The organism is Sphingobacterium sp. LZ11T8, assembly GCF_024261425.1.
GTDB lineage: Bacteria > Bacteroidota > Bacteroidia > Sphingobacteriales > Sphingobacteriaceae > Sphingobacterium.
Genome location: NZ_JANBZY010000010.1, coordinates 177,848 through 192,474 on the forward strand (window position 1 = coordinate 177,848; position 14,627 = coordinate 192,474).

A 14,627-nucleotide genomic window follows, 5' to 3' on the forward strand; every position below is an offset into this window, starting at 1 on the left:
TGTTTCATTCGCTGGAATAGAGATTGGCATCTAGGGTCAAATATGATTTTTTTTATTATGGAAAAGATTACATCCCAAGAGATGGCAAATTATGTAGGAAGGCATATCCGGAAATTATCACCACGGCTGAAGAGTCTAAAATCTGAAGGTAATGTGGCTGCGGTTATGCAGGTGATCGTGAGTTATATGCGCGAATTATGTCAAAGGAAAAATTTCCGATATGTGCAGCGGATATTAGCCTGCGTAGGTATCCTATATCAGAAAGGTGATCAGCAGATCAGGCAACATGTGGAGTATCTGTTTATGCACTGCTTAACGAGAATGGACCATTTGTGCAGTTCCAAGCAATGGAGCAAGATTATCTCAGAGCTCCCTCAAGGTCTTAAGGAAGTTTACATCATTCAACACATCAAGTAACATGATATTAACCGTAGCATTATTGATTTTGGGCATTGTCTGCTTTGCTCTATTCTTCAAATCAGTTGATTTTTTCGACAAAATCTAAGGACATGGAAAGTAAAATTATTTCAACCGTAAAAGCTTGGCTACCTCACTGTGTGAAGGGAGGGAAGCTGGAGTCAGAATATGAGGTTCTTCAACGTGTTGCTGAATATTGTTTGGCAAATTTTGAAGGCTCTTCAGATGAACAGCAAATGACCCGTGAAGCATTGCATGTCATAGGGATTTTGTATGGCGGGGGATCTTTGCATGTGAAGAATGCCATTGAGAATGAGTTTCTGGAACGAATGGCTTCCATGGAATCTCCGGCAAGCTTAAGGAAACATCTTACCTTTTTCCCAAAGGAAATGAGGTCAGTTTATGTAAAAACTATTATAGAAAATTAGAGATATGATCGCATTATTAATCGTCGCCATCATGGTTTTTTTGTACACCATGTATGTATTGTTGAATCCTGAAAAATTTTAAGGAAAAGAAAAAATGAATCTAATTAACACAGAAATATGGGGCGTTGTCTTAATGTTTATAGCAACTATCATCCTTGCTATACCCCTTGGTAAATATATCGCCAATGTTTTTTCCGATAAACCTAGTTTCTTGGATAAAGTTTTTGGTCCGGTCGAAAAAGGGATTATGCGACTTTCAGGTGTTGACTTTAAGAAGGAAATGACCTGGAAGGAACATTTAGTCGCTCTATTGACCATCAACTTAGTCTGGTTTGTTGTAGGGATGTTGGTCTTGATGTTTCAAGCTTATCTCCCTTTAAATCCTGATGGTAATCCGAATATGTCGTCAGACTTAGCATTTAATACCGTCATTTCCTTTTTGGTAAACTGTAATCTTCAGCATTATTCAGGGGAAACGGGTTTAAGCTATTTATCCCAAACTGGATTGATGTTCCTTCAGTTCGTGAGTGCAGGTATTGGGATTTCGGCTGCAATTGTACTGTTCAAGGCCTTTAAGGATAAGGGCAGTAAGCTGCTTGGTAATTTCTACGATATTTTCTTGAAATCATGTACTCGAATCCTATTGCCGATTTCATTTGTGGTAGCCTTGATCCTTGTTTTCCAAGGAACACCAATGACCTATGAAGGCAAGGAGAGCATGGTAAACCTTCAGGGTGATACCGTGGAAGTGTCAAGAGGACCAGTGGCTGCATTTGTTGCCATAAAACATGTGGGTACGAATGGGGGAGGTTTTTTCGGTGCGAATTCAAATCATCCCCTTGAGAACCCTAGCTATATTTCAAACATTGTCGAAATGATAGGGCAATTTGTGATTCCAGTGGCCATGGTATTTGCACTTGGCTTCTTCATAAATCGGAAAAAGCTTTCATGGATGATATTTGGAGTGATGACCATAGGTTTCTTATGCCTGGCTATTCCAAACGTCTTGATGGAAGCACAGGGAAGTCCTGCCATCGAACGATTGGGTGTGACGCAGGATTTGGGGGCCATGGAAGGAAAGGAAATCCGGTTTGGTGCGGCGGCATCAGGTTTCTGGTCGATTGTAACTACGGTAATTTCTACCGGTTCGATAAACTCCATGCATGACAGCAGTATGCCGCTTTCGGGAATGAATGAAATGTTGGCCATGATGATCAATGCCTTTTATGGCGGAAATGGCGTAGGGATCCTCAATTTCTTTGTATTCATTATCCTAGGGGTATTTATTTCTGGATTGATGGTAGGACGTACGCCAGAGTTCTTGGGTAAAAAGGTAGAGGCAAGGGAGATGAAAATTGCCATGATTGTAGCCTTGATCCATCCATTCCTGATTTTGATTGGGACCGCAATTGCTGCTGCCTATCCTAGTATTGGAGCAAGTACGACCAATGATCCTGGATTCCATGGTTTTTCTGAAATGCTCTATGAATTCACATCCGCTTCAGCGAACAACGGTAGTGGTTTTGAGGGATTAGGTGATAATACTTTATGGTGGAATATCAGTACCGGTATAGTGCTCTTGTTTGGTAGGTTCATTCCAATCGTTGGTCCAATTGCCATAGCAGGAATATTATCTGAAAAAAGATATATCCCAGAAGGTGCCGGAACCCTTAAAACCGATACAGCAAGTTTTGGATTTATGGTATTTGCCGTGATCGTGATTGTTGCTGCATTGGCGTTTTTCCCTGCTTTGACCCTAGGGCCAATTGCAGAGTATTTTTCTATTAAATAATTAATTGAGATTCAAAATGAAATCAAATAATCCATTCTTTGATACCGAGTTATTAAAAGTTGCTTTTAAACAGGCATTTATTAAGCTCAATCCTAAAGAAATGCTTCGTAACCCAGTCATGTTTACTGTTGAGGTGTGTACTGTGGTGATGTTAGTGGTATGTATTGCCATATTATTGGGAGATCAGTCGCAAGGTTCCTTCGGATATAACTTTATTGTCTTCCTTATCTTATTGATCACTTTATTGTTTGCGAATTTCGCTGAGTCCTTGGCAGAGGCTAGGGGAAAAGCTCAAGCTGATAGTTTGAGGAAAACGAGGGAGGAAACGCCAGCTAAATTGAAAGATGGCAGGATCATTCCATCTTCGCAATTGCAAAAAGGAGATGTGTTTGTCTGTACGGCGGGCGATATTATCGCCAGCGATGGGGAGATCATTGAAGGCCTTGCGACCATTGATGAGAGTGCTATTACAGGGGAATCAGCACCTGTCATTAGAGAGGCTGGGGGTGACCGTAGTTCCGTGACAGGTGGGACAAAAGTGTTATCTGATGAAATCGTTGTATTGGTTACCGCTACTGCGGGGGAGTCTTTTCTGGATAAGATGATTGCCTTAGTTGAAGGTGCCAAAAGACAGAAGACACCAAATGAGATTGCCTTAACCATTTTACTTGCTGGTTTTACCCTGGTTTTTATCCTGGTCTGTGTGACCCTGAAACCCTTTGCAGATTATTCTAATGTGCCTATTAGCATTGCAGCCTTCATATCGCTATTTGTCTGCCTTATTCCAACTACGATTGGCGGCTTGCTATCTGCAATCGGTATTGCTGGGATGGACCGTGCCCTAAGGGCGAACGTATTGACGAAGTCTGGTAGAGCCGTTGAAACAGCTGGCGACGTGGATGTATTGCTATTGGATAAGACCGGAACCATTACCATTGGTAATAGAAAGGCTACGAAGTTTCATCCTGCAATAGGTGTTGATTCGGCGGAATTAATCCGTGCAGCGACATTGAGTTCCATGAGCGATGAGACTCCTGAGGGGAAGTCTATAGTCGAATTAGCAGGTCTAGATTTGGCGCCCTTTAGATTGCAGGAATCCAAATTTATCAAATTCACTGCAGAGACAAGGTGTTCAGGGCTGGATATCGCCAATCAGCGGATCCGAAAAGGTGCCACTGATGCCATTAAAAAACTGGTTGAATCTGCAGGCAATAATTTTCCGGAGGATGTCATAAAAACGGTGGAAAGCATTTCCGGGAATGGTGGGACGCCATTGGTTGTCTCTGAAAATGAAAAAGCCTTGGGGGTCGTTGAATTACAGGATATCATCAAACCAGGTATTTCAGAACGTTTTGAGCGTTTGAGGAAGATGGGAATCAAAACGGTTATGGTGACTGGTGATAACCCTTTGACCGCAGAATATATCGCTAAAAAGGCTGGGGTAGATGATTTTATTGCTGAAGCGAAGCCTGAAGATAAGATGAACTACATCCGTAGGGAGCAAGGTGAAGGTAAGTTGGTGGCCATGATGGGGGATGGAACCAATGATGCGCCAGCATTAGCGCAAGCCGATGTGGGTGTTGCGATGAACAGCGGTACTCAAGCGGCCAAGGAAGCTGGTAATATGGTGGATCTGGACAATGACCCAACCAAACTAATTGAGGTCGTAGAAATCGGTAAACAGCTATTGATGACCAGAGGAACATTGACCACTTTCAGTATAGCTAATGATGTTGCTAAGTACTTTGCCATCATTCCAGCTCTGTTTGTTGCCATGATCCCTGCATTGGCTCCACTAAATATCATGAAGTTGAGCAGCCCTGAATCAGCAATCCTTTCAGCTATTATTTTCAATGCTATCCTGATTCCTATGTTGATTCCTTTGGCCTTGAAAGGTGTGGCCTATAAACCTATCGGTGCATCCGCTTTATTGCGTAGAAATATTTTGATCTACGGTTTTGGAGGATTGATTGTGCCATTCATTGGTATCAAATTGATCGATCTATTATTAACAGTATTTATTTAAACAGAAATGAAAACACATATTTTACCGGCAATTAAGATGAGTATCTTAACTTTTATTTTACTTGCTATACTATATCCATTTGTTGTGTGGGCAATCGCTCAATTGAGTCCTAATCAAGGAAAAGGCTTTCTTGTAGAAGGAAATGGAAAATCATATTATAAAAATATCGGACAGCAGTTTACAGAAGATCAATACTTCTGGTCTAGACCATCAGCTGTAGATTATAATGCTGCAGGATCTGGTGGCAGTAACAAAGCAGGTTCTAACCCAGAATATATACAGGAAGTGGAGGGCAGGATCGAACATTTTTTGGCACATAACCCGGATATGAACAAAAAACAGATTCCAACCGAAATCGTTACAGCAAGCGGAAGCGGTCTTGACCCCCATCTTTCTGTTAATGCTTTGGAAATTCAGGTTCCTCGGATTGCTAAGTTAAGAGGTTTGGAAGAACCTGCATTAATGGAACTGATCCAGGAAAAGACTGAGAAGCCATTATGGGGTATGTTTGGTCCCGAGAAAGTGAATGTATTGGCGCTAAACTTAGCATTAGACGAAATGGCCAATAAGAAAGGAGTTCAAGATGCTCAATAAATTTCTTTGCTCTGCTGCTGGCTTTTTAAGTATTAGTCTTGTTGAGGCACAGGAAATCTCCGATTCATTGAAATCGAACCTGACAATCTCCGGTTATATCGAATCGTATTATACCTATGATATCAATAAACCTGAGGACCACAAAAGGCCGTCATTTATTTATAGCCATAACCGTAGCAATGAGTTTTCTGTTAATCTGGCGATGCTCAAAGCAGCGTATAATGGGGAAAGGGTTAGAAGTAACTTGGCTATTGCTGTTGGGAGTTATGTGAATGCTAATTATGCTGGAGAAGAGGGGGTTTGGAAAAATGTGTATGAGGCCAATGTAGGTTTTAAACTTTTAGAGAACCATGAACTCTGGATCGATGCAGGTGTTTTGCCTTCTCATATAGGAGGGGAAAGTGCGATAGGTCTGGATAATATTAGCTTGAGCAGGAGCCTAGCAGCGGAGAATTCTCCTTATTTTGAAACAGGAGCAAGACTTTCCTATACCACGAAGGATTCCAAACTATATTTAGCTGCCGTTGCATTAAATGGCTGGCAAAGAATACAGTTGCCAAATACAAGTAAAAATATGTCCTTCGGGCATCAGATCCAGTATAAGCCAGTTGAATCTGTTGTTTTGAACAGTAGCTCGTATATAGGTGATGAAGGCTCAGACAGCTTAAGGTTTTTTCATGATTTATATGTTCAAGTTGCGGTAAACGAAAAGATGAATATCTTAGCAAACTGGGATTACGGGATGCAGAAGCAACCGCTCCTTTCAAAAAATTACCATTGGTGGAATGCAGGAATCCAAGCAAATTATGCCATTGGTCCTAAAGTTAAAATGAATGCACGATTGGAGTATTTTAATGATAAGGATGGGGTAGTGTTCGGAAGGTATGGAGAGGTAGGGACAAACATTCTTGGCTATTCTGCAGGATTTGATGTAGACTTGTATAAAGGATTGATCTGGAGAACCGAAGTCAGGAATTTGAATTCCTCTGAAAAAGTGTTTGTGAACAACCAATCTGAATTAAAAAGCAATAGTACTACAATCAGCACTGCCTTAGGTTGGCGATTCTAATCAGTTATTTAAAATGGAAGAACAACGTAAATCGGCCGAACACTTTCTGGAACTGATCAAACAGTCCAGAAGAGGAAAATTTAAGATCTATTTAGGGATGTGTGCTGGTGTTGGGAAAACCTACAGGATGCTGCAGGAATCGCATAACCTATTAAGGAATGGTATTGATGTGCAGATAGGTTATATTGAAACCCATAATAGAGAGGAGACTGTTGCACAATTGGCCGGTTTGCCGTTGCTTCCAAGAAAGAAAATATACTATAAAGGCAATGAGTTAGAAGATCTAGACGTCGATCTGGTTTTGCAGAAACATCCTGAGGTTGTGGTGGTGGATGAACTTGCCCATACGAATGTTCCGGGAAGCAAAAACGAAAAACGTTGGCAGGATGTAATGGAACTGCTGGATGCTGGCATAAATGTAATATCAGCCGTCAATATCCAACATCTGGAAGGTCTACAGGCAGATGTTGGTGATTTGTTATCTGTTCCAGTCTATGAGCGCATTCCAGATCGGGTAATTCAGTCAGCAGATGAAATAGTCTTTGTTGATATCTCAGTTGAGGACCTAATCGGTCGATTAAGGGAAGGTAAGATCTATACAAAGGAAAAGATTGAGACTGCGCTAAAGAATTTCTTTCAATCCGAGCAATTGCTTTTGTTGAGGGAGCTGGCTTTAAAAGAAGTTGCTGCCCATGCGATCAAAAAACATGAACGCGAAAAAAAACCAGATTCAAAGCGCAAGGCAGAAAGGTTTATGGTATGCATTGGAACAGATGAAAAAAAAGCCAAGAACCTGATTCGGAGAACAGCAAGGCTTGCGAGTTACTATCAAGCCGATTGGTTTGTCCTTTATATACAGACCCCAAAAGAGAGTACCGATAAAATAGCGCTCGATAAGCAACGTTATCTCATTAATAATTTTAAATTGGCGACCGAATTGGGTGGACAGGTTATCCAGGTCCAAGGGAAGGATGTACCGGAGAGCATCGTCGATCAAGTTCTTCGTATGGAGATCACGACTCTCTGTGTTGGTTGGCCATATTGGCCATTCCTCAGGATCCTTTGGTCCATGGGGATATTTAGAAGACTATTAAAGAAATTGGAAAAGATTCAAGTTGACATCATTATTCTATCATGAAAATTAAAGCTAAACTCTATTTAGGTATCGGATTGTTATTTCTAATGATCCTGATCCTTGCTGCGGTAAGCACCTTATTTGTCAGCTCCTTGAAGAAAGATACGGAGAACGTGCTTTCAGCAAACTACAATTCTGTGGAGTATGCCCGCAATATGCTAAAGGCTTCAGATGAAATGCATTTGAATAAAGAAGCCATAGCTCAATTGGAAAGCAATTTTGCTAGGCAGAAACAAAATGTAACTGAACAGGGTGAAAAGGACATCACCGAGAGGCTTTCCACGCAGTTGGCCCGCTTAAAGGAAAACCCAGACGATCCCATTGTAGGTCAGGAATTCCGTGCTGATTTGGTGAAACTGATGACCGTGAATATGGATGCCATTGTCATGAAAAGTGATCATGCCAAGGAAATGGCAAGCAATGCTTTCGTCCTGATTTCCGTTATTGGCGCACTCTGCTTCCTGATTGGTTTTGTATTATTTATCAATCTTCCAAGCAATATTGCCAATCCTATCAAAAAACTGACGGAAAGCATCTCTGAGATCGCCCGTCAAAACTATAAACAACGCTTATATTTCGAAGGAGATTCCGAATTCGTTGAACTGGCGAGCTCATTCAATAGTATGGCTGAACGACTTCAAGAGTACTCGAACAGTAAATTAGATCAGATCCTCGAAGAGAAGAAAAGGGTAGAAACCCTTGTCAATAGCATGCATGATCCTGTAATTGGTCTGGATGAGGACCGAAAGATCATCTTCATCAATGATGAATGCCTACAGGTTTCAGGACTAAAGCGCACAGACCTATTACATAGCAATATTGATGAATTGGTAAATCACAATGATTTGGTCCGTAATCTGATCGATGTAAATAATAGAGAGTCAACGCTAAAGATCTTTGCCGATAATAAGGAAAGTTATTTTGAAAAGGAGGTCATTCCTATGGAAATTACGCCTACAGGGGAATTGAAAAGCCAGAAGATAGGGGAGTTGATCGTACTGAAGAATATCACTGCCTTTAAGGAGATGGATGTGGCAAAGACCAATTTCATCGCAACGGTTTCGCATGAGTTACGGACTCCAATTGCATCCATACAGTTGAGCTCTGAGTTGCTTAAACATCCAAGAACAGGTTCATTGACCGATGAACAGAAAAAGCTATTAGAAGGAATTGAAGAGGATAGCCTTAGGCTATTACGGATAACAAGCGAATTATTGAATGTATCGCAGGTTGAAACAGGGAACATTAAGCTGTATTCCCAAATTTCGGACCCATTGCCAATTATTCAGTATGCATTAAATGCGACCAGGATGCAAGCCGAACAGAAGCATATTGAAATCAGCACTGAAATAGAAGAGGATATATCCAAGATATATGTGGATGAGGAAAAAACGGCTTGGGTGCTAACCAACTTTATCACCAATGCAATCAGGTATTCACCGGTGAACAGTAAGATTGTAGTATCCCTCAAAAAGGAAAATAAGCATTTATTGTTTTCCGTCAAAGACCATGGTAAAGGTATTGATGCGGCCTATCGTTCAAAGGTATTCGACCGATATTTCCAAATACCAGGCAGCGTACGTACAGGAACTGGACTGGGATTGTCGATTTCCAAAGACTTTATTGAAAATCAAGGCGGTAAAATTGGTGTCGAAAGTGAATTGGGAGTCGGAAGTACCTTTTATTTCAGGCTTCCAATGATAAACCCTTAATCAATCAAGTAAGTTTCAAAATGCGTAACATACTCTTCGAATTCTAGCAGGTATTTCTTGTCTTCCTTGTAATACCTTGCTTTTTCGAAGGTTTCTCCAGCAAATTCCTGGATGCTATTGACCGAATCCCATTCGGTAATGGTCATAAAATGGCAAATATCATGGTCAATCCTCCTCAAGACTTTGGTGGAAAGATTCCCCTTTATGCTTCTATAGTCCTTGATCCCTGTATCAAAAAGGTAATTTAAATATGCGTCCGCATCCTCCTTTTTGGTAATCCCATGCCAAATCCTAGTGATGATCTTCATGACTTCCTCCTTTCGTTGGTTTATTGACCTAATTTACTTAATTCCGTTCTCAAAATTGTTAGAACCTTCCTAAATACTTACCCAAAATAGGGCCAAATTGTTTGTTATGGCCTTTTTAGTTACAGAAATGGTGTCTTTTTTCATGAAAATATCGTTTAAACAAATGTAATTCTTGTCGTGCAATTAAAAATTAGCACTGCAACTATTTTCCCTTCCGAAATTTAATTCATAAACCTTTTGCCAGCTTAATATATTTTATTTGAGGTTAATGGGGTGTATAATTACTAAAACTTTTTGTTGTTGAAATCATTTTAAACCTTACTCAAGACGCTAATATTACTAAAATTAAACCTATTATTTATTTTCGGTTTATTGTAACAATTTGGTTGTAAGGTTATTACTACATAACCGAATTAATTAAATCTAATGATTGAATACCCTATAATGTTGCCATATTTTTGTGCCAATAAATAATGATAATTTATTATTATTTAAAGAATGAATCAATAATTAATTAACTGGCTTGGGAGAAGTCAAATGATGACAGAAGGGTTTAGAAGATGCTGTTAAAAAATCTTGGGGAACAGTATATCTATTTTATCAATAAATCAAAGATCCTTCAAAAGCAACCATGAGAATGGTTGGAAACAAAAAAATAACTATGAAAAAGAAAGTATTGGGTGCTTATGTATCACCAAAAATTGTGCTTTTAAAAATTGAACTCGAGCAAGGAATCCTTGCATCATCCGCAACTTTTACACCGGGCAACGGAACCAACGGGAATTACACTCCAGAAATTGATAACTGGATGGATTCTAAGGAAACCCATGAAATTGATTTATAGAATTAAGGGCAAAAAAATAAAATGAAATTATATCAAAAAATGTCAAATACAAGTCTTATTAGATTCTGTGTTTTAGGAGTTATCTCCTTAGGATTAATGACAAGTTGTGATAAGAATGCAGGTGCAGGAGACGGTGCCGATTCTGGAGCTGCAGCATCCCTAAGCATTCAGGTAGAGGGGATTGAAAACGAAATCGATACAAAAGCTAGTAAAGCTTCCAATTCAAGGAGTTCATCCCAATTGCCTACAGGTGTATTGGAAGAAAAAGATGTGACCTACAAAGAATTTGATGCTATTGTAAGACTGCAAGAAGATCAGGTCGCTGGAGACCGAACCGTTTCTAACAATCAGGTTGCAAAAGGAACAGCAGGAAAGTCAGCGACAAAAGCCCTTGCTATGGACCCAGGAATTAAATACAGATTACTGCTTTATAAAGACGGTAAATTTGTTACTTCCTTACATGCTCAGTCGGGTGTAGCTTCACATGTGGAAGTCGTGAAAGGTGAAGAGTATACTTGGTATGCATATTCGTATAATACGACTGATAACATTCCAGATGTGTCCAATCCAGCTGCTCCAGTAATTGAATCGGCAGTGGATAAACCGTTGCTTTATGCAAGCGGAACCGTAACGGTTACAGGTGCTGGAAATGTTGATAAGCCATTGCTAGTTAGGTTTGCGCACAGAACCTCAAAAATCGGCGCTGAACTGAGTGCTAGAGGGATGTTTGCTGGCTTGGAAAGCATTACGGCGAATTTTGCAGGAACAGATTATATCCAAAAAGGTACTTTAAATGTTCTTACCGGACAGTATGAAAGTATGACGGCAGTTGATGTTGGTAATCTTGTTTTTACCAATTTTAGTGTAAAAACAAAGGATACGATTAAAGTTGCTTCTTATTATACTGCTGCACAAACTCCAATCCCTGCAATGACTGTCAATGTACAAACCTTTACGATAAAATTAGATAAGGTCTTTAATGGCGTAGGGACACGTACATTCTCGACTCCATTCCAATTTTCAATGGACTTGCCAGACATGACATGGGGACATCGATTGACCAGTGCGATGGACTTGATTGAATCGGCCGTAACTGTAAATGGTATTCGTTGGTCAAGAGCTAACCTGTACTTTAGTGAGGCAGATAGAGCCTATCGTTTCAGACATCAGATCGAGCCTATATATGGCAGGGTTTCAGAGGAATATTGGAATTTTAAAGCTCCATTTCCGGGTGGTACCATTGGTGCCCAGGACCCTTGTACTCGAGTTTATCCTTTAGGAAAATGGAAAATGCCTAACAGGGCTGAGACTGACAAGCTGATTTCGCAAACTGGTTCTATTCGTCAATTGACTGATGATTATGTTGAATACGTAGCTACTGGAACAGCGGCTCCTTATCCTAGCAACAAAATGAGGGTTAATAAAATTGGCTATTTCCATGTTATTGCCGGAATATTTGGTGTAAATGAGGACGGTACTAATGGATATTTTTGGACCAGTGAAACAGGCTTCTTAGGTGGTGCCTTCACGGGAGTTTTTACCTATCGTGTTAGTGACGGAAGACAAAATGGGATTTTGGGAGGTGACTATGTCTGGGAACACTGGGCGGCATCCTCTTGGGGAGGGAACTTAAATACTCGATGTATCCGAAAATAATTTCATTCTATCCTAATTCATAATTTAGGGCTGTCGGCATGGACAGCCCTTTGCTGTTCTCCATTTAATATTCCTGATTCTCCCCAGTTTCCAAGTTAAAATTGACTGTAGATAAACATTTACAAAATCATTTAAAGTCAAACTCAATTTATTGTTAAATAAAAATGTTATGAGTAAATTCATGTCATAAAAAGACAAAATTGTTTCTTTCAGAACGTCTTCTTTGAATGTATTTTAAATATTTGATGAAAATATATAAAATCTTGATGTTTTAAAATTAATTAATAGTATAATTTTGAGATTCTGATAAATTTGCTCCTGTTAAAATAGCATGTATATTCGTAATGTTGTTCAGAGAGAAATTGAAAAAAATAGAATCACACTAACTATTAATTTTCAAAAATTATAGAAAAGTATTTAAGCTGGTTGTATAGTTTAAATGCATTACATTCAGAAGCGTCCGTAAAAAGAAGAAGCGATTTTTGTTTGCTAGTATATAAACTGATAGTAATAAAAAATCTTCTTTTTAATCATAAAACAACATTAATGAAAAAGTTAAGTAGTATTGTTTTTGCAACATTGTTTGCAGTTGTAGGTTTCGCGAAGGAACCAGTTAATGACACCCCTTGGAAAACACAATTCATAGCGAAGAAAGCTTTCCAAGAAAGTTCCGAATTGAATCATTGGTTTGTTGGTGCAAGTGTGGGCGGTCAAATATATTTTGGTGACCATGACAAACAACTTTCTGTCGGAAAAAGAATCACGCCTCAGTTTGAGGTGTATGGAGGGAAATGGATTAACGAAAAATTTGCAATTAGACTTGGGCTGAACGGTTTACATTACAAAGGTCTGACCCAAACTAAAATGTACACAACTGGTGAAGTTTTTCATTCTGGTCAATCATTGGAGTACCAAAAATTTAACTTCATTAATGTTCATGCAGATTTTATGTTCAATTGGACTAATGATGCATTGGGCTATGACCCAAATCGTTTGTACAATCTAATTCCTTACGTGGGTATCGGTTTCGGAGCCGTATTGTCTGATCCAGGATCACTGAAATTCAGTCCTAACCTTGGAGCGCTGCAAACTTTCCGATTAACTGATAAGTTAGATTTCACATTGGATATCAGGGGTAACCTGTATGGTGACGAATTCGATGGTGAAGTGGGAGGAAGGAATTTTGAAGGGGCCGTATCTACCTCGGTAGGTGTGAAGTATACCCTGAATAGGTAAGCTTAGATTCACTAACTATTAATAATTAGCCTTGATCTCGCCCGATTTCAAGGCTTCTCTTTTTTTATGCCTTCCAATCCCCAACAATCCTTCTTATTTTATCAAAAAAACTTACCTTGGCACAGTATTTCTAGTTAATGCCTTATAATAAATTGAATATGAAAATAAATAATATATTGACCTTAGGATTCCTTGCCGGATTTCTTTTATTGTCATCTTGTAACCAAAATACAAACTCGAAAAACAATGATGCCGAAGCCCTAGGTGAACCTACTGAAATTGCTGCCTATACCCCGCCAAAAGCTCCTGATAATATCCAAGGGGAGGAGGCAAAGATCACTTATGTATTCAACCATTTTTGGGACAACTTCAATTTTAGGGATACCAGCAAGCTTTTTGACCCTAATTATGGGGAACAAGCTGTCGCTGATTATATAGGACATTTTCCATTGGTGCAACCGGATACCCTGAAAGATGGAATAGAAAATCTGTTCAATGAAGCGAAGATCGAAAACTCAGTTTTTGAATTCTTTAAGTACCAATTTGACAACTATCTTGGCAATCCTAATTCCCCAATGCGAAATGATCAGTATTATGAAACTTTTTTAGACTATTTGATCGGGTCAGGTAAGCTATCTCCAGATGAAAAGATTAAATATGAAACATTATTGCCCCTGTTAAGGAAAAATAAGCCGGGCAGCACAGCCACTGATTTCAGTTTCCTTACAGCAGATGGCTCTATTTCTTCCCTAAATGAAATCAAAGCGCCATTTACCATGCTTATCTTTTATGAGCCTGGTTGTAGTACTTGTGAAGAGGCTATAGGTCAGATAAAATCTAACCCTGGCTTTAATGCTGTCCTTGAAAAAGGTGCCCTTAAGATTTTAGCGCTTTACCCTGATGGTAATAAGGAGATTTGGGAAAACTATCAAAAAAATATACCTAGCAACTGGATCAATGGCTTAGATGAAAATCAAACAGTCGTTACCAAAGGATTGTACATGATCAAAGCTACACCTACCATTTATTTAATGGATGAGAATAAAAAAGTCATATTGAAAGACACAAACTTGAATCAAGTCATCCAATTCTTCCAAAACATTTAGTGTTAAATAATATGTGTCTTTTAATGGTATGGTTAGATTGAACCAAGATGTTCGGGATTCGAGGATGGACCACGATCTGGGAATGAACCAAGATGTTCGGGATGAGGGGATCGGCTCCGCTCACCTATCGGATGGGCCAAGATCGTGTCCATCTTGTCGCTGGAAAGGTAGCCGATTTTGTAGGCCTTATGTTTGTATCTAGGACGTGCTAATACAAAGAGATAGCATAAGATTATTTGTTTATATTTTTATATAACCAAAATAACAACATAAATCCTAATCTTATGCTACGACAAAATACGGA

The 14,627-nt window shown here is 39.4% G+C and carries 14 protein-coding genes; 13 read left to right on the plus strand and 1 reads right to left on the minus strand.

What is annotated here, in order from left to right; translation table 11 throughout:
- Window positions 1-57 precede the first annotated feature (57 nt).
- The 9 genes from NLF99_RS18760 to NLF99_RS18795 all read left to right on the plus strand — a co-directional run bounded on the left by NLF99_RS18760 (window position 58) and on the right by NLF99_RS18795 (window position 9,173).
- Window positions 58-417: a hypothetical protein gene (locus NLF99_RS18760; RefSeq protein WP_185211984.1), complete on the plus strand. Its 360-nt coding sequence runs from the start codon at window positions 58-60 to the stop codon at window positions 415-417.
- 92 nt (window positions 418-509) lie between these two features.
- Window positions 510-845: a hypothetical protein gene (locus tag NLF99_RS18765; protein WP_185211985.1), complete on the plus strand. Its 336-nt coding sequence runs from the start codon at window positions 510-512 to the stop codon at window positions 843-845.
- A gap of 4 nt (window positions 846-849) precedes the next feature.
- Window positions 850-927 carry a potassium-transporting ATPase subunit F gene (locus NLF99_RS19845; protein WP_185212105.1) on the plus strand — a complete coding sequence of 26 codons (78 nt, stop codon included), beginning with the start codon at window positions 850-852 and terminating at the stop codon, window positions 925-927.
- Window positions 928-948: 21 nt separating this feature from the next.
- Window positions 949-2,637 (plus strand): potassium-transporting ATPase subunit KdpA, encoded by a 1,689-nt coding sequence (gene kdpA / locus NLF99_RS18770; RefSeq protein ID WP_254530120.1) that lies wholly within the window; start codon window positions 949-951, stop codon window positions 2,635-2,637.
- 16 nt (window positions 2,638-2,653) lie between these two features.
- Entirely contained in the window at window positions 2,654-4,663 is a 2,010-nt protein-coding gene (kdpB, locus tag NLF99_RS18775; RefSeq protein ID WP_254530102.1) for a potassium-transporting ATPase subunit KdpB, read from the plus strand.
- 6 nt (window positions 4,664-4,669) lie between these two features.
- On the plus strand, window positions 4,670-5,257 hold the full coding sequence (locus tag NLF99_RS18780; RefSeq protein ID WP_254530104.1) for a K(+)-transporting ATPase subunit C: 588 nt from the start codon (window positions 4,670-4,672) through the stop codon (window positions 5,255-5,257).
- Window positions 5,247-6,326 carry a porin gene (locus NLF99_RS18785; protein ID WP_254530106.1) on the plus strand — a complete coding sequence of 360 codons (1,080 nt, stop codon included), beginning with the start codon at window positions 5,247-5,249 and terminating at the stop codon, window positions 6,324-6,326. The genes NLF99_RS18780 and NLF99_RS18785 overlap by 11 nt, the downstream gene beginning before the upstream one ends.
- 13 nt (window positions 6,327-6,339) lie before the next feature.
- Window positions 6,340-7,464 (plus strand): sensor protein KdpD, encoded by a 1,125-nt coding sequence (locus tag NLF99_RS18790; RefSeq protein WP_254530108.1) that lies wholly within the window; start codon window positions 6,340-6,342, stop codon window positions 7,462-7,464.
- Window positions 7,461-9,173 (plus strand): ATP-binding protein, encoded by a 1,713-nt coding sequence (locus tag NLF99_RS18795; protein ID WP_185211990.1) that lies wholly within the window; start codon window positions 7,461-7,463, stop codon window positions 9,171-9,173. The genes NLF99_RS18790 and NLF99_RS18795 overlap by 4 nt, the downstream gene beginning before the upstream one ends.
- On the opposite strand, the gene NLF99_RS18800 is transcribed toward NLF99_RS18795, so the two are convergent.
- A complete protein-coding gene (locus tag NLF99_RS18800) occupies window positions 9,170-9,481 on the minus strand; it encodes a hypothetical protein (protein ID WP_214648481.1) in 312 nt (103 codons plus the stop codon). The genes NLF99_RS18795 and NLF99_RS18800 overlap by 4 nt on opposite strands.
- Window positions 9,482-10,142: 661 nt before the next feature.
- On the opposite strand from NLF99_RS18800, the gene NLF99_RS18805 reads away from it, so the two are divergent.
- The 4 genes from NLF99_RS18805 to NLF99_RS18820 all read left to right on the plus strand — a co-directional run bounded on the left by NLF99_RS18805 (window position 10,143) and on the right by NLF99_RS18820 (window position 14,323).
- On the plus strand, window positions 10,143-10,325 hold the full coding sequence (locus NLF99_RS18805; protein ID WP_139185432.1) for a hypothetical protein: 183 nt from the start codon (window positions 10,143-10,145) through the stop codon (window positions 10,323-10,325).
- Window positions 10,326-10,364: 39 nt separating this feature from the next.
- Complete coding sequence (locus NLF99_RS18810; protein WP_254530110.1) at window positions 10,365-11,981, plus strand: hypothetical protein; 1,617 nt, start codon at window positions 10,365-10,367, stop codon at window positions 11,979-11,981.
- A 546-nt stretch (window positions 11,982-12,527) separates the two neighbouring features.
- Window positions 12,528-13,217, plus strand: coding sequence for a hypothetical protein (locus tag NLF99_RS18815; RefSeq protein ID WP_254530112.1), 690 nt, complete (start codon window positions 12,528-12,530; stop codon window positions 13,215-13,217).
- 158 nt (window positions 13,218-13,375) lie between these two features.
- Window positions 13,376-14,323: a DUF5106 domain-containing protein gene (locus NLF99_RS18820; RefSeq protein ID WP_254530114.1), complete on the plus strand. Its 948-nt coding sequence runs from the start codon at window positions 13,376-13,378 to the stop codon at window positions 14,321-14,323.
- The last annotated feature ends 304 nt before the right edge of the window (window positions 14,324-14,627 follow it).